The sequence below is a fragment of the Mycobacterium gordonae genome, from assembly GCF_017086405.1.
GTDB classification, from domain to species: domain Bacteria; phylum Actinomycetota; class Actinomycetes; order Mycobacteriales; family Mycobacteriaceae; genus Mycobacterium; species Mycobacterium gordonae_D.
Genome location: NZ_CP070973.1, coordinates 3073879 through 3092180, shown reverse-complemented (window position 1 = coordinate 3092180; position 18302 = coordinate 3073879). Strand labels below are relative to the sequence as shown.

The 18302-nt window shown below is 64.3% G+C and carries 14 protein-coding genes; 5 read left to right on the top strand and 9 right to left on the bottom strand.

The window, feature by feature from the left end; translation table 11 throughout:
• Positions 1 to 24 precede the first annotated feature (24 nt).
• Positions 25 to 1272, bottom strand: a complete 1248-nt coding sequence (locus JX552_RS13285; RefSeq protein WP_205877827.1) for a glycosyltransferase — start codon at positions 1270 to 1272, stop codon at positions 25 to 27.
• 36 nt (positions 1273 to 1308) lie between these two features.
• Positions 1309 to 2142 carry a phthiotriol/phenolphthiotriol dimycocerosates methyltransferase gene (locus JX552_RS13280; protein ID WP_241011029.1) on the bottom strand — a complete coding sequence of 278 codons (834 nt, stop codon included), beginning with the start codon at positions 2140 to 2142 and terminating at the stop codon, positions 1309 to 1311.
• A 256-nt stretch (positions 2143 to 2398) separates the two neighbouring features.
• Between JX552_RS13280 and JX552_RS13275 the strand changes: the two genes are divergently transcribed.
• Positions 2399 to 5809: an MMPL/RND family transporter gene (locus JX552_RS13275; protein WP_205878419.1), complete on the top strand. Its 3411-nt coding sequence runs from the start codon at positions 2399 to 2401 to the stop codon at positions 5807 to 5809.
• A gap of 124 nt (positions 5810 to 5933) precedes the next feature.
• Here the strand turns inward: JX552_RS13275 and JX552_RS13270 are convergent, their stop codons facing one another.
• The gene (locus JX552_RS13270; RefSeq protein WP_205877825.1) at positions 5934 to 7688 is read right to left on the bottom strand and encodes an AMP-binding protein; all 1755 of its coding nucleotides are present in this window, start codon (positions 7686 to 7688) and stop codon (positions 5934 to 5936) included.
• Positions 7689 to 7752: 64 nt separating this feature from the next.
• Between JX552_RS13270 and JX552_RS13265 the strand changes: the two genes are divergently transcribed.
• Positions 7753 to 9108, top strand: coding sequence for a hypothetical protein (locus JX552_RS13265; RefSeq protein ID WP_241011028.1), 1356 nt, complete (start codon positions 7753 to 7755; stop codon positions 9106 to 9108).
• Here JX552_RS13265 and JX552_RS13260 read toward each other — a convergent pair whose 3' ends face one another.
• Positions 9109 to 10062: a glycosyltransferase family 2 protein gene (locus tag JX552_RS13260; RefSeq protein ID WP_277396094.1), complete on the bottom strand. Its 954-nt coding sequence runs from the start codon at positions 10060 to 10062 to the stop codon at positions 9109 to 9111.
• A gap of 28 nt (positions 10063 to 10090) precedes the next feature.
• The gene (locus JX552_RS13255; RefSeq protein ID WP_205877824.1) at positions 10091 to 10849 is read right to left on the bottom strand and encodes a GAP family protein; all 759 of its coding nucleotides are present in this window, start codon (positions 10847 to 10849) and stop codon (positions 10091 to 10093) included.
• 280 nt (positions 10850 to 11129) lie between these two features.
• Here JX552_RS13255 and JX552_RS13250 point away from each other — a divergent pair, with 280 nt between their 5' ends.
• Genes JX552_RS13250 through JX552_RS13240 form a run of 3 tightly spaced genes read left to right on the top strand, consistent with a single transcriptional unit; the run spans position 11130 to position 13889 of the window.
• Positions 11130 to 12149: a glycosyltransferase gene (locus tag JX552_RS13250; RefSeq protein ID WP_488663604.1), complete on the top strand. Its 1020-nt coding sequence runs from the start codon at positions 11130 to 11132 to the stop codon at positions 12147 to 12149.
• A gap of 45 nt (positions 12150 to 12194) precedes the next feature.
• Positions 12195 to 13049, top strand: a complete 855-nt coding sequence (locus JX552_RS13245; RefSeq protein WP_205877823.1) for a class I SAM-dependent methyltransferase — start codon at positions 12195 to 12197, stop codon at positions 13047 to 13049.
• Positions 13050 to 13088: 39 nt separating this feature from the next.
• Positions 13089 to 13889 (top strand): glycosyltransferase family 2 protein, encoded by an 801-nt coding sequence (locus JX552_RS13240; RefSeq protein WP_205877822.1) that lies wholly within the window; start codon positions 13089 to 13091, stop codon positions 13887 to 13889.
• Positions 13890 to 13913: 24 nt separating this feature from the next.
• On the opposite strand, the gene JX552_RS13235 is transcribed toward JX552_RS13240, so the two are convergent.
• From JX552_RS13235 to JX552_RS13220, 4 genes are all read right to left on the bottom strand, one after another.
• A complete protein-coding gene (locus JX552_RS13235) occupies positions 13914 to 14648 on the bottom strand; it encodes an FkbM family methyltransferase (RefSeq protein ID WP_205877821.1) in 735 nt (244 codons plus the stop codon).
• Positions 14645 to 15607, bottom strand: coding sequence for a GDP-L-fucose synthase family protein (locus tag JX552_RS13230; protein ID WP_205877820.1), 963 nt, complete (start codon positions 15605 to 15607; stop codon positions 14645 to 14647). Before JX552_RS13230 ends, JX552_RS13235 begins: the two co-directional genes overlap by 4 nt.
• The gene (gene gmd / locus JX552_RS13225) at positions 15604 to 16626 is read right to left on the bottom strand and encodes a GDP-mannose 4,6-dehydratase (RefSeq protein ID WP_205878415.1); all 1023 of its coding nucleotides are present in this window, start codon (positions 16624 to 16626) and stop codon (positions 15604 to 15606) included. The genes JX552_RS13230 and gmd overlap by 4 nt, the downstream gene beginning before the upstream one ends.
• Positions 16627 to 16799: 173 nt before the next feature.
• Complete coding sequence (locus JX552_RS13220) at positions 16800 to 18257, bottom strand: glycosyltransferase family 87 protein (protein WP_241011027.1); 1458 nt, start codon at positions 18255 to 18257, stop codon at positions 16800 to 16802.
• Positions 18258 to 18302 lie beyond the last annotated feature (45 nt).

Below are 18302 nucleotides of genomic sequence, written 5' to 3'. Positions count from 1 at the left end.
TCCCCCGAGGCCCGTTCGGAGAGCCTAACGATTGCGCCGGAAGGCATCTTCCAGCAGGTCCGCGACGGCGACGACACTGGCGGCGGGCTTGGTCATCCGGGTCGCGAGGTCGCGGGCCCGGTCGACGACATCGGGTGCGAGAACAGTGCGCAGGTCTGCCGCCAGCGACTCCGCGGTGCTGCTCGAGAAACGGCGGCCCCAGCCAACTTTCAGCTGCTTGATCTGTGCCGACCAGATCGGTTGATCAGAGGTCACCCACAGCACCAGGGTCGGAACTCCGGCGCGCAACCCTGCGGCCGTCGTACCGGCGCCGCCGTGATGGACGACGGCGCGGCAGGTGGGAAAAACCGCGGCGTGGCTGACCGCACTCACGACCTTCACGTAGTCCGGCACCCGCACTCCCGCGGCCTGGTCGCGTGGCCCCGAGCAGATCAACGCGCGCTCCCCCAGCCGCGCGCAGGCCGCGCCGATCATGGCCAGGCGATCGGCGAGCGAGCCGACCGGCATGCTGCCGAATCCGAAGTAGATGGGCGGCGTGCCGGCCGCGATCCACGACGCGACTTCGTCGTCCACCTCGGTGGCCCGCTCCAGGGTTAGAGCGCCGACGAACGGGCGCCGGTCGTCCCATTCCGCCGCCAGCCCGGGGAAGCAGAGTTCGTCGTAAGCCTGGATCTCCAGCGAGCCCCGCTCGGCCATCCGGTGTGGCGCCGGGCTCGACGCCGCCGGCAAGCCGAGGTCGCGACGCTGCGCGTTCTCGACCCCCTTGGTCATGCGCCAGTAGAGCTGGTCGAGTGTCTTCATGGTGGCACGCACCACCGGGGCCGGAAAGCGCGCCGGAAAAGCGACCTGCCCGTTGGGCCGCATCGGGAAGAAATGCAACGCCGCCAGCGGAATGTGGTAGCGCTCAGCGACATTGGCGACGACCTCTTGATAAATCTGGCCGGTCAGCAGAATGTCAGCGTCCGCGGCAACCGGGGCCAGCGTGGTGCCCAGCTCCGCCCAGCCCCGGGTGACGGGCGCCATGGCTTCGCGCGCCAGCTTGACCGGGTTCTGGAACCGCCATCCGTTGTGCAGGAACTGCTCGTCCAACTCCTGTTGTGAGTCACGGCGCCCGTAGGCGACCGCCGCAAGTCCGGCTGACTCGACGAAGTCGATCAGGTTCGGCGGGACCGCAAGCAGCACCTCATGGCCCCGGCGCTGCAGTTCGAGCCCCACCGCGGCGCACGGCTCGATATCACCGCGGGTGCCGTAGCTGGCCACGACGGCCTTCATCGTCGATGCGTCCCTCGAAGCATCCCTGCCTGACCGTCAGTCCTTCACGAAGCGGTAGATCCGGTAGGTGAATCCGCCGTCCTTGCGCAGGTCGCGATCCATCAGGTTGGCGGCGTAGCGGGTCACTGCGCCCACGATGGCCGGGGCCCGGTTGCCGACCTGCTCCTGGGTGCGGCGGGTAATCGCGGCCAGCCCGCGCTTGGCCTCCGCTTCGATGTCGCGCTCGGCAACCTTGCGCAGTGGGGCCGCAGCCAAGACGGCTTCCCATCCGGCGATATGCGGAATGCGGCGCGAATCGGTGTACAGGAAGTCGCCGCCCGGACGAAGCACCCGTACCACCTCGTCGAGGAACTTGGGGAAATCGGGATACTGGTGCGAGGCCTCGACGTTGAGCACCACGTCGAACGATGCGTCGGGGAACGGCAGGTTCATCGCGTCGCCCTGGACAAAGTCCAGCCCGGGCAACTGGTGCCGTTTCTGACACAACTCGATGCTGGCCGGGTTCAGGTCCAATCCGGTGTACGACGCCGGCCCGAGAGTGCGCACGATGTAGGACGCTCCGCCGCCCGCGCCACAACTGACTTCCAGCACCTTCTTGCCGGTGAGATCGATCTGGCTCGCCGTCTGGTGGTAGAGCTGGATGCCGTACCGGTTCTGTTCGTCGGCAGCTGACAACGGCAGACCCAGTGGCGGGTCCTCTTCGTAGCCGAAGTTGAAGAAGACCACGTCATTGCCTACCTGGCGGGTGCCAAGCGGCAGGAAGTACTTGGTGGTGAGCTTCGCGACGATGGGGTTGGATTGCAGGCGGTATCTGAGAGCCACCGGGAGAGTGTCGCATGACTTGTTCGGGCGGCGTGCCGAAAGCGTCAACCTGGATGACCGTCAGATAAGCACGTGCGTCCAACTTTCCGCCGACGGAGCTACCTCCGACGGCCCTCGATTCCAGTGTGTTTCGGGTCACAACGGACTGGCATTGCGTCCGAATTCATGGCATTGAGCAGGCATTTTTGGTGGTCGGCGAACTCTTGGCCGCTGCTCCGACCGCGAAATCGCGGAAACTTCGATATCTCTCGTTCCCCCACCTGACCTGAGCTCCTCCCTGTACGGTGATTACGTGGCGCGCCAGGTGAAATCGCACGACGAAGCCAAGGTCGGGGGGATCTTCGATCGTGTTGGCGACTTCGTCGTCAAGCAACCGTGGCTGGTGATCGGATCCTGGATCGCGGTGGTGGTGGTTCTTGTCCTAAGCTTTCCGCCCCTGCAGGTTCAAGCCGCCAAGCACGAGCCGAAGCAACTTCCGGACAACGCGCCGACCATGATCGCCCAGCACGAGATGGCCAAGGCCTTCAGCGGTGGCTCCAGCGTCGGCGGCAAAGGCGGCTCCCTACTGCTGGTGATCCTGACCGACGAAAAGGGCTTGAGCGCCGCCGACGAGGAGACCTACCACAAGCTGATCGACAACCTGCGTGCCGATACGGCGGACAAGATGCAGGTGCAGGACTTTCTGGGCACGCCCAAGGCGCGGGAGATCTTCGAAAGCAAGGACAAGAAGGCGTGGAACCTTCCGATCCAACTTCCGGGTGACGCCACCGCTCCCGAGAGCCAGGTGGCGCTGCGCAACATCACCGCGATCGCCAAGAACACGGTCGCGGGAACCACTCTCAACGCCTACATGAGCGGGCCGGTCGCCACCGTCGCCGACGTGCAGAAGATCGGCGAAGAAGACGTCCAGATCATCGAGGTCGGCACGATCATCAGCGTCCTGGTCATCCTGATCATCGTCTACCGCAATCTGGTCACCATGTTGGTGCCGCTGGCCACCATCGGTGTGTCGATCGTCGGCGCCCAGGGGCTCCTGTCCGCGCTCGCCGAGCTGGGCTTCGTGGTGAACATGCAGAGCATCGTGTTCATGAGCGCCGTCATGATCGGCGCCGGGACAGACTATGCCGTCTTCCTGATCAGCCGATATCACGACTTCGTGCGACAAGGCGAAACCTCGGATGTCGCGGTCAAGAAGGCGTTGATGTCCATCGGAAAGGTCATCGCCGCGTCGGCTGCCACCGTCGCCGTCACCTTCCTCGCCATGATCTTCACCAAGCTGGAGGTGTTCTCGGCCGTCGGCCCGGCAATCTCCATCTCGATCGTCGTGACACTCATCGCCGCCACCACCTTCTTGCCGGCCATCCTGGTGATCGTCGGCCGGCGGGGCTGGATAAAACCACGCCGCGACCTGACCACCCGGTTCTGGCGCATTTCCGGATCGCGCATCGTGCGGCGGCCGGTGATCCACCTCGTCGGCAGCCTGGTGATCCTGCTGGCGCTGGCCGGCAGCACCAGCCTGATCAGGTTCAACTACGACGACCTCAAGACCGTCCCGCAGGACATGGACAGCGTCCGGGGTTTCAACGCGCTGAATCGCCATTTCCCGATGAACTCGATGAGCCCGATGGTGCTGTTCGTGCAGTCGAAGAACGATCTGCGAACGCCCGCCGCCCTGGCAGACCTGGAGATGATGTCCCGTCGGATCGCCGACCTGCCGGACATCGTGATGGTGCGTGGCCTGACCCGGCCCAACGGCGAGCCGTTGAAAGAGACCAAGGTGTCGTTCCAGGCCGGTGAGGTCGGCAGCAAGCTCAACGAGGCGTCCTCTGCCATCGCCGAACATGGCGGAGAACTGGATCACCTGGTCGGCGGCTCCCGGCAACTGGCCGACGCGCTGGCCCAGATCCGAAGCCAGGTCAACGAAGCCGTCGCCAGCTCGGCGGGGCTGGTCAGCATGCTGCAGAACATGCTGCAGCTGATGGGTGGCGACAAGACCATCCAGCAGCTCGACCAGGCGTCCGGTGCTGTCAGCCGCATGCGGGCACTCGGCAACAATTTGAGCGGCACCGTCAGCGATGCCCAGACCACTGCGGTATGGGCCGCCCCCATGGTGACGGCCCTCAACGAAAGCCCGTCCTGCAACGCGGATCCCGCTTGTGTGCGATCGCGCGGACAGCTGGCGGCTATCGTCGAGTCCGGAAACAACGGCCTGCTCCGCTCGATCCAGGCGTTTGCGGTCACGTTGCAGCAGACCGACCAGTACCAGACGCTGGCGCAGACCGTAGGCAAGCTCGACGACCAGCTGAAGCAGATCGTCGACACCATGAAGATGGTGAAGGGGCTGCCCAACACGCTGTCGCAGCTGCAGCAAGGCGCTGGAGCCCTGGCAGACGGCAGTGGCGCCGTGGCGGACGGCGTCCAAGCACTGGTCGACCAGGTCAAGAAGATGGGTGGCGGACTCAATGAGGCCTCGGACTTCCTGTTGGGCATGCGGCGCGACGCCGAGCGCCCCAACATGGCCGGCTTCAACATTCCGCCGCAGATCCTGACTCGCGACGACTTCAAGCAAGGCGCCCAGGCATTCCTGTCGCCCGATGGACATGCGGCGCAGTACCTGGTGCAGAGCGGTCTCAACGGGTTCACCGTGGAGGGCATGAATCAGATCAGAAAGATCGTGCAGACAGCCAACTCCGCGCTGCCGAACACCGAGCTTTCAGACGCCAAGATCGCGCTGATCGGCATGCCGACCGTGATGGCCGACACCCGCGACTACTACAACGGCGACATCCGTTTCATCATCATCGCGACCATCATCATCGTGTTCCTGATTTTGGTCGCGTTGCTGCGGGCCGTAGTTGCACCGCTGTATCTCATTGCGTCGGTGTTGGTTTCGTACCTGTCGGCGCTGGGCCTGGGCGTCATCGTCTTTCAATTGATCTTGGGTCAGGACCTGCACTGGAGCCTGCCCGGCCTGTCGTTCATCCTGTTGGTCGCGGTCGGCGCCGACTACAACATGCTGCTCATCTCCCGAATCCGGGATGAGTCGCCGCACGGGGTGCGGGTCGGCGTGATCCGTACCGTGGGTTCCACGGGTGGGGTCATCACCTCCGCGGGGTTGATCTTCGCCGCGTCGATGTTCGGCCTGCTGGCCGCCAGCATCACCACCATGGCTCAGGCCGGCTTCACCATCGGCATCGGCATCGTCATCGACACGTTTTTGGTGCGGACCATCACCGTTCCCGCGCTGGCCGCGATGATCGGCCAGAAGAACTGGTGGCCGTCGAAGATGGGCCAGACGCAGAATCGCAAGAAGAGCAAGTGGGAGCAGAAGGCCGACGTATGGCTCAGCCGCACCAAGCGGTTTGTGACCGGCAAAGCACCGGCCCCGCCACCCAAGCCCAGAGTCGTCCGCCCGCCGAAACCCAGGCCGGTAGGCAGCACCATCGATCTGCTGCCGGCACATTCGCTACCGCTGTTCGGCCTGAGTACGGTGCCCGACTACGACCTGTCGAAGTGCGCGTCGCAATCCAAGCGCAAGCGCAAGGCGAAGGAGATGCGTCTGGGCAAGCAACAGGTCGACCAGGTGCTGACCCACTCGTTGCCGTTGTTCGGTCTCGCCGATATGCCGGGATATCAAGAGCTGCAACGAGAGTCGAACGGCGATGGCCGGCTCGATGTGGTCAAGCCGAAACCGGACACCCCGGTCATCACCTGATTGCGCCTGCGGCACAACAGCGGGTTGTGCTCAACGGGCTGCAGAGCAATTTCCTCTTGGCGGCGGCAGCGGGCGTCGGCGGTGCTCCCGCTCGGCGCCGCCGATAAATGTTGCCCCTTAAGGGCTATGCGTCCAACCGGACGAACTCGCCCCGCCGGTAGAGTTCCCCGCATTGCGCGCGGCGGGGTTTGCCGCTGGTCGTGATCGGAATCGAACCCTGCGCCGCCAGCACGATATCGGACACACTCAGACCGTGCGCCTTCGAAATCGCCGAGGTCACTTCGCGTTTCACCGAGCTGAACCGCTCGGCCGCCTCCTCCGCCGTTTCATCCTTTTGCTTGAGTTCGATGATGGCGACGAGTTTCTCGACACCGTCCTGGGGAACCGCGATCGCCACGCACCGGCCCGGGCTGACCGTCTGAATAGTCGCCTCGATGTCGTCCGGCGAGTGATTGCGCCCGTACACGATCAGCAAGTCTTTGATGCGACCGAGAATGAACAATTCACCCTCGGAATAGAACCCGGAGTCTCCCGTCCGCAACCACGGACCCTCCGGCGTGCCGGTGGTGGGGTTGACGATCGATGCGCCGAAGGTGGCTGCCGTGGTCTCGGGGTTCTGCCAATAGCCGGCAGCGACATTGCCGCCGTGCACCCAGATCTCACCGACCGTGCCCTCCGGGCACTCGATCCCGGTGTCGGGGTCGACGATGCGCAGTTCCTGCGTGTCCACCAAGCCGTAGCTGACCAGGGGTGCGCTGCTTTCGCTTGGGCCGTCGGTGCGTTCGGCGTGGCCGTCCGGCAACTTTGTCGCATCGAAGTTGACGATCTTAGGCGGCTCCCCAGCCTCGCGTGTCGCGATGTAGACCGTGGTTTCCGCCATGCCGTAGGACGGACGGATCACTTTGGGGTCGAGTCCGAAGGGCTCGAATCGCTCGGTGAACCGCTTCAAGGTGACGGGTTGAACGCGCTCGCTGCCGTTGAGGATGGAATGGATGCCGCTGAGATCGAGGCCTTCAATGTCCTCGTCTTTGGTCTTGCGGGATGCCAGGTCGAACGCGAAATTCGGCGCCGCGGAGAACGCCATGGTGTTGTTGGCGAGCAGCTGCATCCACCGGGCCGGCCGCTGCAGGAATCCGATGGGGCTGGTCAGCTTCGCCGGCATGCCCGTCAAGATCGGCATGATCAGGCCGAGAAAGAAACCCATGTCGTGGTAGAACGGCAGCCACGACACCACCGTTGATCCGGGCGGAGCGAGCTTGCCGTACACGCCGTAGTAGGCGGTCATGATCTGTTCGAAATTGGCGAACAGGTTGTCGTTGGACACCATGACGCCGGCCGGGGTTCGGGTGGAGCCGGAGGTGTACTGCAGATAGATCGTTTCCGGCTGCTCGTACCTGGCCCGGCCGGCCGCGCCGGGCCGACCGTCCAGCTGCAACTTGTCCAGCTCGATGATCTCGGTCTTGATGTCACTGGGCTGCGCCTGCACGTACTCCGCGACGTTGTCGACGATCGACGACGCCGTGAAGACCACGGCCGGCGCCGTGTCAGCCAGCACCGACGCCGTGCGCTCGTCATGGGCACCACCCATCGGAACCGAAAGCGGCACCGCGATGACGCCGGCGTGCAGCGAGGCGAGAAAACTCACGACGTAGTCCAGGCTTTGCGGCGCCAGGATCAGGGCCCGGTCGCCGGTCGTCGCATGTTCTCTGATCAGGGCGGCAAGATTGAGCATTCGCACGTACAGCTGTGACCACGTCAGGGTCAGCTCAACGCCTTCCCAGGAATGGTCGTAGTCGATATAGGTGAGGGCAATGTCGTTGGGCTGCAGACTTGCACGCTCGCGCACGACATTGGGAAGTGAGGATTCAACCACGGACATCAGACTACCTTTGCCGAGGACCCGTCTCCGGGAAACGGGATTCCGAACTTGGCGAGCAACCGACGTGGATAATCGCCATATCGTGGACAACCGGCTCGCGCACATGGATCAGGTGTCGTTCCTTGGTGTGCGGGCGCTCGGTTACGGGACACTGGCGCAGGTCGTCTGGTTGTACAACCGCCCAGTCGATATCGATGCCCTGCGCCGGTTTCACCGCAATCTCGGCCACGGCCTGCTGGGCCGTCGAATTGAACGTTCTCCCTTGCCTTTCGCACGCGATCGCTGGGTGCTGTCCCGTGGGCCCGCGGACATCGAGATAGCGCCGACGCCGCTGCCCCGGCGCGAGGTGAACGCGTGGGCCTACGAGCGCGCTTGCCTGCCCATCGACCCGGAATTCGGACCCGGCTGGCATCTGGGTGTGGTGCCGGTGCAAGACGGTGGGGCGGCGATCAGCCTGGTGACCTCGCACACGCTGGTGGACGGACTCGGCGTGGTCGAGGTGATCGCCGACGCGGTCGAGGGTCGGACTCGAGACCTGGGCTATCCCGTGCCCGGATCGCGCACCCGACGGCGGGCTGTTCTCGAGGACGCGCGGCTCACACTGGCCTCGGTGCCGGAACTGGCCAGAGCGCTGGCCGCCGGACTGCGGCTGGCGCGGCAAGGCCGAAGGGAATTCGCCTCGTCGATCGCGGGTGCTCCGCCGGCGCCGCGGACGGCGCGCGACGACCGTCCCGTCGTGGTACCCACCCTGGTCGCCTACGTCGACCTGGCGCAATGGGACGCGTGTGCGGCAAGGCTGGGCGGCACAAGTAATTCCCTGTTCGCAGGATTCGCTGCCACGCTGGGCGCGCGGATGGGCCGCCACGCCGGCGACGGGACAGTCGCCCTGGCGTTTCCGGTGGGACAACGTGTGGCGGGTGACACCCGCGCAAATGCGATGACGTTTGCCAATATCACCGTCGACCCCGCCCGTGCGGCATCGGATCTGGCGGAGATTCGCGGCAAGCTCAAGCAGGTGCTCACCGAGCGAGCGGAGCACGCCTACGAGTTGTTGGCGCCGCTCCCCCTGGCCGCACTGACGCCGATGTGGGCGGCCCGACGGCTGGTGGGGGTCGGTCTGGGCACGTCCGCCCTTCCGGTCGGATGTTCCAATCTGGGTCCACTGGATCCGGCGGTGGTCCGACCGGACGGCGCCGATGCCGACTATGCCTACGGACGACTGATCGAACCCGGAATCAGCAAGCGCGCACTGGACGGCATGGGCGGCCAGCTTTTCGTGGCGTCCGGACGCACCCCCGGCAAGGTCTTCATCAGCGTGGTCGCCTACCGTCCCGGCCGGCAGAACTCACCGGAAGCGTTGCGCGAGCTGGTTTCCCAGGCGTTCGCCGAATTCGGACTGACCGCCGAGATCGACGGCTAACTAGCCGCCGCGCATGGCGTCACGCAGCTGGCGCGCGCGGCGGAACTCCCGGAAGGGTGCCATGGCTAGGGTTTTGACGTGCCGGCGCCGCTGCGGCCCCAGGATAGCGACCTCGATCAGCAGCGCGAGCCATGCCGGGATCCACCACATGGCCGCGGCGGCGCGGATTCGCTTGGGCGAGAACGGGTCGACCATCATCCAGGTCAGTACGCGTTGCCGGTCGAGCAGGTTACGCCGGGTCGCCATGACTCGGGTCGTCGCCGTCGCGGTGGTGTGATTGCGCACCGAGAGCTCCTGCGGAACAAACCGCACCGTCGACCGCAGCATGAGGCGCATCCAGAAGTCCACGTCGACCAACTGGAAGATATCGGTGCGGAACCCGCCGGCATCAGCAGCCAGCTGCCTGCGGAACATCACGCAAGTCGGTTCGCCGATCCAGTTGTCCTTGGCCCCGCGCGCCACCATCTGAGCGACCAACGACGAACCCCGGTTGCACTCGTCGAGGCGGCGAAAGTGGGTGTGAACACTGCCGTACCGCTGCGCCCATTCACGGTCGTCGGTCTCCACCTGCCGGGGCGCGAACGCCATGCCCACGCCCGGTTCGTCGAAGCATGCGACGAGAGTCTTGAGAGCACCGGGCAGCAACCAGTCGTCACCGTGCACGAACTGGATCAGGTCGCCACGTGCGACTTCCAGGCATTTGTTGTGGTTTCCGTTGAGTCCCAACCGGGGCGCGTTGCGAATCAGCCGGTCCCCGGGCCGCAGCGCCGCCGCAGCAATGGCGGCACCATCGTCCGTGGAGTCGTCGTCGACGACGACGATCTCGAAGTCGACGCCGTCCTGATCCAGAATGCTGCGCAGCGCGCGTTCGATGGTGGTGCTGTTGTTGTACATCGGGATACAGACCGACACCCGCGGACCAGCCGCTGCCTTGCCATGTTCGTCGGAGTACACCGATTCGGCGCTAAGCACCTGGGACAGCTCAGAGAGCCGCCACACCCTGGGCCAGGAAGATGCATCCCACGCCGAAGAGGATGGTCAGGGTCATCTGGCGGCGGTAGGTGCGGACCCAGTTCTGGACCCGCAGCATCAGCTGCTCGGTCTTCTGCGGCACCGTCAGATGTGCGATCAGCGGAATTTCGATGACCGCGAGCACCAGCAGGACGAACACGAAGAAGGCACCGAACTGGGTACCGATACCGCTGCCGGAGGCCATGATGAAGGTCAGCGCGATCAGGCTTTCCAGGGGCGGCACCGACGTAGCGATTCCGACGAGGAACGCCGGCCAGACGACATCGCAGTTCAGCATCTCCTGCATGCGGTTCGACGTGCGGGCCATCAACCCGGGCGGGCGCTGGTCGAGCACCATGGTCGGCAGGCCGCCGCCGCCACCGACCGGTACCGGTATCCCCGCTTGCGCACGCGAACGGGCCACCGAGCGCACCGCCAGCAACAGAATGATCACCCCGACGGTGACCTGCAGGCGGCCGCCCGACAAGACCACGGTGGCTTCTCGGAAGTCCTGAGCCATCGCTCCTGCGCTTTGGATCACGACCACTGCGAATTCACGAATGAAAAGCAGCACTGCCAGTGCCACCGCGCCGGCTGCCACGATCCCGCCCAGCCAGAAGGCAAACAGGTTGGCCATCGGCCGCTTGCGGGACAGCATCACCAGGGCAAGGCCCAACCGCGCGGGGTCCAACGCCATCCCGAAGCCCATGTACAGCACCATTTGCCACATCACCGAGGACGTTACTAAAACCAAACGTTTCCCGTGGGATAACTGAGGAATTGCTAATAAATGGTGCCTGAACTGCAAGAACAATGCGAGATTGAGCCCGGTGGGCAGGCCCGCGTCGAACACCCGGGCGAGCCGCTTGCGCCAATTGGCCACGGACTTCGCTTCCTGCGCACAAGTGTTCGGTCACGGCCCGACTCCGCTCGGTGCTGGCTATACTCCGCGAGACCGTGTGGCGGTGCCCGCCTGCCATTTCGTGCGCAGCAACTGAAGGAGGCTCGCGGTGACCGAACCGACCGCCGGCCTGCCCAAAGTCAGCATCGTGACCACGACCCACAACCAAGAGGCCTACGTCCGGCAGGCTTTCGACAGCTTCGTCGCCCAGCAGACCGATTTCCCGCTGGAAATCGTCGTCGCCGACGACGCCTCGACCGACAGCACGCCCGCGATAATCCGGGAGTACACCAGCAAGCACCCGAATCTGTTCCGGCCGATCTTCAGGCCCGAAAACCTAGGTCTGAACCGGAATCTGGTCGGAGCTCTGTCGGCTTCTCGCGGCCAGTACATCGCCCTGTGTGAAGGTGACGACTATTGGATTGACCCGCTGAAGCTGAGCAAGCAGGTGGCATTCCTGGATCAGCATCCCGAGACGGCGGTGTGCTTTCATCCGGTGCGGGTGGTCTGGGAGGACGGCTACGCCAAAGACTCGAAATTTCCTCCGGTGCACGTGCGGGGCAACCTCAGTGTCGACGGGCTCATCCTGATGAACTTCATCCAGACCAACTCCGTAATGTACCGCCGCCTGCCGCAATACGACGACATACCCGCCGACGTCATGCCGCTGGACTGGCACCTGCACGTCCGGCACGCAGCCCGCGGCGAGATCGCGATGCTGCCCGACACCATGTCCGTCTATCGCCGCCACGCTCAGGGCATGTGGCACAACCAGGTGATGGATCCGGCGAAATTCTGGCTAACCCAAGGACCGGGTCATGCGGCGACGTTCGACGCCATGCTCGACGTGTTCAAAGGTGACCCGGTCCGCGAAGAGCTGATCGCGTTTATGGCCGACTGGATCCTGCGTCACATCGCGGACATCCCAGGCCCAGACGGTGCAGCCGCTCTGCAGAACACCATCGCGGCGCACCCTAGGTTTGCCATGCTGGCATTGCAGCACCGATGGGCGACTCCGGCGAGGCGGCTTAAGATTCAGTGGCGCAAGTTAGCCGCGGCTACACCCAGCCGGAAGGGGCTCGTGGACGTTTGGCCATCCCGTTTGCGGCATGCAGCCTGGTCCCGCTGATCGCTGACTGTGCCCGAGACGACGACGGAAGGATCTGAGCAACAGATGGTGGCAGGAAGATCGGACGCAGCGGTGCAGTTCACCGCACACAACGTGCGCCTGGACGACGGGACTTACACGATCCCCGGGGCCACACAGTCGGTCGACCAGTATTCGTGGTTCAAATCGTCGCGCGGGATCCTGGAGACGGTTTTCCCCGGAGACAAGAGTCAGCTACGCCTGGCCGATATCGGTTGTCTCGAGGGCGGATACGCAACCGAATTCGCACGCTTGGGTTTTCAGGCCCTCGGCGTGGAAGTGCGCGAGTTGAACATCGCGGCGTGCAACTACATCAAATCGAAGACCGACCTGCCGAATCTGCAGTTCGTGCAGGACAATGCGCTGAATATCGCCGACCACGGGGTCTTCGATGCGGTCTTCTGCTGCGGCTTGTACTACCACCTCGAGAATCCGAGGCAGTACCTGGAAACCCTGTCGAGGGTTACCAACAAGCTACTGATCCTCCAAACGCACTTTTCACTGATCAACCGCAGCGACAGACTGCTGCGATTGCCCACCACTGCACGACAGTTCACCGACCGGCTGTTGCGAAGGCCCGAGCCGGTGAAGTTCATGCTCTCGGCGCCTACCGAACACGAGGGACTGCCGGGACGGTGGTTCACCGAGTTTTCCGACGACCGCTCGTTCGGCAAGCGGGAAACCGCGAAATGGGCGTCCTGGGATAACCGCCGGTCTTTCTGGATTCAGCGGGAGTACCTTCTTCAAGCGATGAAGGATGTCGGATTCGACCTGGTGATGGAGGAGTACGCCAACCTCGAGCCGAGCATCGCGGAGTCGTTGCTTGGCGGTTCCTACGCGGCGAATCTGCGCGGAACCTTCATCGGCATCAAAACCAGTTGATTTCGTGGATCGCCGCGGCGGCATTAAGGGGGAATTTCGGTGACGTCGGCTCCGACCGTCTCGGTGATCACGATCTCCTTCAAAGATCTCGACGGGCTGAAGCGCACGGTCGAAAGCGTGCGGGCCCAGCGCTATGAGGGACGCATCGAGCACATCATCATCGACGGCGGGTCCGGCGATGAGGTGCGGGACTATCTGTCCGGGGTTGAGCCGGCGTTCGCGTACTGGCAGTCCGAGCCCGACGGGGGTCGGTACGACGCGATGAATCAGGGCATCGCGCACGCATCCGGTGATCTGTTGTGGTTCCTACACTCCGCGGATCGCTTTTCCGAACCCGATGTGGTGGCTCGCGCGGTGGAGGCGCTCGCAGGCAAGGGGCCGGCCCGCGAGTTGTGGGGCTTCGGGATGGACCGCCTCATCGGCATGGATCGGGTACGCGGACCGATTCCTTTCAGCCTGCGAAAGTTCCTGGCCGGCAAGCAGGTGGTGCCGCATCAGGCGTCTTTCTTCGGGGCTTCGCTGGTGGACAAGATCGGTGGCTACGACCTTGATTTCGGGATCGCGGCCGACCAGGAGTTCATTCTTCGGGCGGCGCTGGCGCGCGAGCCGGTCACCATCGAGCGGGTCTTCTGCGAGTTCGACACCACCGGCGTGGGATCGCACCGAGAACCGAGTGCCGTCTTCGGGGACCTGCGCCGCATGGGCGATTTGCATGGCCGCTATCCCTATGCCGGAAGACTGCTTTCGCGCGCCTACCTACGTGGCCGAGAGCTTTACGCCTACAACAGCCGATTCTGGGAGAACGTCTTCGGACGGTTGGCCGCGCGCGACTCGGGTTAGCGGCCTCGGGGCGGGACCGCCCCGCTAATCGCTGCCCCGGAAGAAGATGCCATCGGCCTGCAACATCCGCCCGTTGCGGGGGTCGGTGAAGCCAGGTATCAGTCCCGCGAGGGTGAAGCCCAGCGAGTCCACCACCTCGAGCGCTTCCCGTATCAGCATGCCGCCGTCATAGAGGGGCTGGAAGGACAATTCGAGCTGCATCCCGACACAGCGATCGCTCACCGTCGATGTGGCCCCGTCGATGACGTGCTTCTCGAAACCTTGTACGTCGATCTTCAAGAAAGCAATATCGTTGGGCCGCAGAACTTCTGGCGCCAACGAGTCAAGCCGATAGGTCGATACCCGTTCGGTGCCCACATAGTTGGCCGGGGGGAAGGCGTCCTGGTGTCGTTGCAGCATCGGCAGTGCCGAACTGCTGGCGCCCTCGTTGCCGGCCACATTGATCGAGATCGTTCCGTCGGTATCGCCGAGTGCACAGTGGCGGGTGTCCCACGCCGGGTCGGCCGAAGCCTTGCGCTCCAGGACGGAATAGGGGCCGGACAGCGGTTCGAACGAGACGATGCGGCCGGTGTAACCCGCCTCTCGCAGACCGGTGGCGTACTGGCCCGAGTTGGCTCCGACGTCGAGCACCACACCGACCCGGTGCGATTGCAGCTGCCGCAGGAAGTTACGCTCCCAGTCCAGTTCCGGAAAGTAATGCGAGATTTCGATACCCCTGCGCCGCAGCGTGTTGCGCAGCAGCCGCTCCAGTTTGTTCACTGGCGAACCGTTCCGGCGTGCTCGCGATACCAGGCCACGGTCGCCTCAACCCCCTCGCGCAGCGCCACTTTCGGCTGCCAACCCGACTCCCCCAATACCGAAACGTCGAGCAGCTTGCGCGGCGTACCATCGGGCTTGCTTGTGTCCCAGCGCGTTTCGCCGCTGTACCCCACCGCGTCGGCGACCATCTGCGCGATCTCGCTGATGGTATGGTCGATGCCGGTGCCCACATTGACCTGGGTGGGCCCGTCGAAATGCTCCAACAGATGCAGACATGCGCTGGCCATGTCGTCGACGTGCAGCAATTCGCGTCGCGGAGTTCCGGTGCCCCAGTTGGTCACCTCCGGCGCCCCAGCGGCTTTGGCTTCCTCGTACCGGCGGATGAGCGCCGGCAACAAGTGGGAGCCCGACGGCGAGAAGTTGTCGCCAGGCCCGTAGAGGTTGGTGGGCATCGCGGAGATCCATGGCAGACCGTGTTGCCGCCGTACGGCCTGGACCTGGAGGATTCCGGCGATCTTGGCGATGGCGTAGGCGTCGTTGGTCGGCTCCAGCGGACCGGTGAGTAGTGCGCTCTCCGGGATCGGCTGCGGGCTCAGTTTCGGGTATATGCACGACGACCCGAGGAACAGCAGCCGCGGAACCTCTGCTGCCACCGCGGCATCGAGCAGATTGACCTGAATCCGCAGGTTTTCCGACAAGAAGTCGGCGGGATAGGTGTTGTTGGCCATGATCCCGCCGACCCGGGCCGCCGCGTCGATGACGACCTGCGGGCATGATTCGAGGATGAAGTCGAAGGTCGCCGCCCGGTCGGTCAGATCGAGTTCCGAGCGCGACCGCAGCAGTAGGTTGCCGAAACCTTCCGCCTGGAATCGGCGCAGCAGAGCCGACCCCACCAGCCCGCGGTGCCCCGCGATGTAGACCGGAGCCGAGCGGTCCAGCTCGCCGATCTCGACGCTCATGCGCGACCTGCGAGCATCGGCTTGTCGATCCACGGCTTGCCCTCGCACTCCAGGGCGGCGATATCGGCGTCGACCATGATCCGGGCCAATTCGCCGGTGTGCACCGACGCACGCCAGCCCAGCGAATCCGCGGCCTTGGTCGCGTCGCCGATCAGCGAATCAACCTCGGTGGGCCGCAGGTAGCGTTCGTCGAATTTGATGTACTGCTGCCAGTCCAAGCCGGCGTGCTCGAATGCGGCTTCGGCGAAATCACGGACGGTATAGCCGCGCCCGGTCGCCAGCACATAGTCGTCGGGTACGGGGGCCTGCAGCATCCGCCACATCCCTTCGACGTATTCGGGGGCATACCCCCAGTCCCGGACCGCGTCGAGATTGCCCATGAAAAGCTCTGATTGGACGCCGGCCTTGATACGCGCCACGGCCCTGGTGATCTTGCGGGTCACGAAAGTCTCACCACGCCGCGGTGATTCGTGATTGAACAAGATGCCATTGACGGCGAACAACCCGTATGCCTCGCGATAATTCCTTGTCGCCCAATAGGAGTAGACCTTGGCCGCGCCGTACGGTGATCGCGGGTAGAAGGGCGTCAGCTCATTCTGCGGCGGGGGCGTGGCGCCGAACATCTCCGATGACGATGCTTGATAGAAGCGGCACTGCACCCGCGAGAGCCGGACCGCTTCGAGCAGCCGCATGGAGCCCATGCCGGTGGTGTCACCGGTATGCACCGGCTCGTCGAAGCTCACCCGCACATGTGACTGTGCCGCAAGGTTGTACACCTCGTCGGGTTCGATGGTGCTCAGCAGAGTGACCAGGCGGGTTCCGTCGATGAGGTCGCCATAATGCAGAAACAGCTTCGCGTCTGGCTGGTGCGGATCGACATAGAGGTGATCGATCCGGGACGTGTTGAACGTCGAGGCACGCCGGATGAGCCCGTGTACCTCGTATCCCTTGCCGAGCAGCAGTTCGGCGAGATACGAGCCGTCCTGTCCGGTGATGCCGGTGATGAGCGCCCGCTTCACTGGGTTACCACTGCTGTCGGTGCATGCTCCCCGTGGCATGTCCGCCGTTCCGTCATCGAGGTCGTCTCGCTTCTCGTTGTGCTGTCGCGGTCGCTTCATAGTAAATGTCGAGGGCGGGCCGAGGTTCAGCAACGGCCTGGCCGACTGGGTTCCGACCTGGGTATGGAGGTCAACTACGTTGCAGGCTGAGTGGCGGGCGCCTCCACCTGCGGAGCGGGGGAAGCGTCGTTCGCGACAAGCGGAGCAGGCCGCCGGGCATACGAAACAATGATCGCGACGCATGCGATCAGCCAGAGGATGGGAGCGAGGAACGCCGTGGTGTGAACGACCGCTCGGGAGGCCGATTCGACAGCGCCCAGTTGCCCCGTCGTGTTTCCCACGTGCATAGGCGGCCCGGGTAGAGCGATGTGGGCGATGCTGAGCGCCACTGCCAGAGTCACAGATAAACCCACCGCACGACGACGATCGCCGACGCTCGCAAGCTGATCGAAGATCCCGGCTCCCGGCGGACCGTTGGGATCACGGACCACCAGTGCGGCCACCGGCAACACGAACACCAAGTAGTAAGGAAAACTCAACGCGGGAAAAAGAGCGGCCGTGGCCAGCAGCACGATGCCCACCATGACAGGCGGGATCCGTCGTCCGAGGACAACAACCGATGCGACGACGAGCAGAACGATGACGTAACCGATCAAGGTGCGCGGGCCGGCAAGGAACCCGTCCGGAATTTTGCCGCCCGTTTCCTGAGCCTTCAGGCCGTCGGGCACCGCGAGCAGCGCCTTGCCGAAGGACACGTTAAGGTGAGTGACAAGCGCCTCGAAGGAGTTATCACCGTATCCCGCGATGCTGCGCGCCGACTGCGTGATGGTTTGTGGAAAGTCCCGCGGCCAAAGCAGATATGCGGCCATGTTCGAGACAAGGATTCCGGCCAGCGCGGCACCGCCCCACCGCCACTGCCGGGCTGCGAACAAAACGATGACCAGTAGAGCGAACTGCGGTTTCACCATTGCGGCCAGCACCACGAAAACGGCGACGAGGATCCAGCGCTGCCGGGCGAGCGCCACCAGGAAGGCGAGCGCGATAGGCACCAGGAAGCCAGCAGAGTTGCCTCGGTCGACCGCCATCCAGGCCGGGACGGCGGCGACGCCGCAGGCTATGAACACCACAATTCGCTCTATCCCACGTGCACCGTGGGCCGCCCACGCGGCGGGCGTGAGAACCGCGATCGTCAGGGCCATCAGATAGCCCACCAACCCAATCTGCGGCGATCCAATCCACTTACCCAGAACCCCGAAAATCACCAACGGCACGAGCCCTGCCGCGGGGTAATTGCTGCTGGCAAGCTTGACGCCCGCCTGCAGGTGCACAGGGAAAGGTTCCCAGGGGTTGGCGCGCAGCCCGAAACTCACCGGCAGCGTGTAGTCGCTGAAGCAATGTCTGCCGACCTTGACGCCGCCATCCAGATAGCAGTCGTCAGGGATGAAAACGAGCGAGGACAGCGCGTCAACTGAGAGATATTGACTGAGTACGAAGACGGTCACAGCCGAGACCGCCGACAGCGACAGGACAGTGCCGATCAGGATGGTGCGCTCCGATTGGAACCTGATGAGGGTCCCGAATGGCTTCCCCACCGACGCCCTCGCACCCCGCAATAGGTCGCGGTGTCGGCTCACAGC

Excerpts from the sequence above, each read along its gene's own strand:
- JX552_RS13285 (WP_205877827.1), bottom strand. The coding sequence starts at position 1,272 with ATGAAGGCCGTCGTGGCCAGCTACGGCACCCGCGGTGATATCGAGCCG.
- JX552_RS13270 (WP_205877825.1), bottom strand. The coding sequence starts at position 7,688 with ATGTCCGTGGTTGAATCCTCACTTCCCAATGTCGTGCGCGAGCGTGCA.
- JX552_RS13255 (WP_205877824.1), bottom strand. The coding sequence starts at position 10,849 with ATGTGGCAAATGGTGCTGTACATGGGCTTCGGGATGGCGTTGGACCCC.
- JX552_RS13245 (WP_205877823.1), top strand. The coding sequence starts at position 12,195 with ATGGTGGCAGGAAGATCGGACGCAGCGGTGCAGTTCACCGCACACAAC.
- JX552_RS13230 (WP_205877820.1), bottom strand. The coding sequence starts at position 15,607 with ATGAGCGTCGAGATCGGCGAGCTGGACCGCTCGGCTCCGGTCTACATC.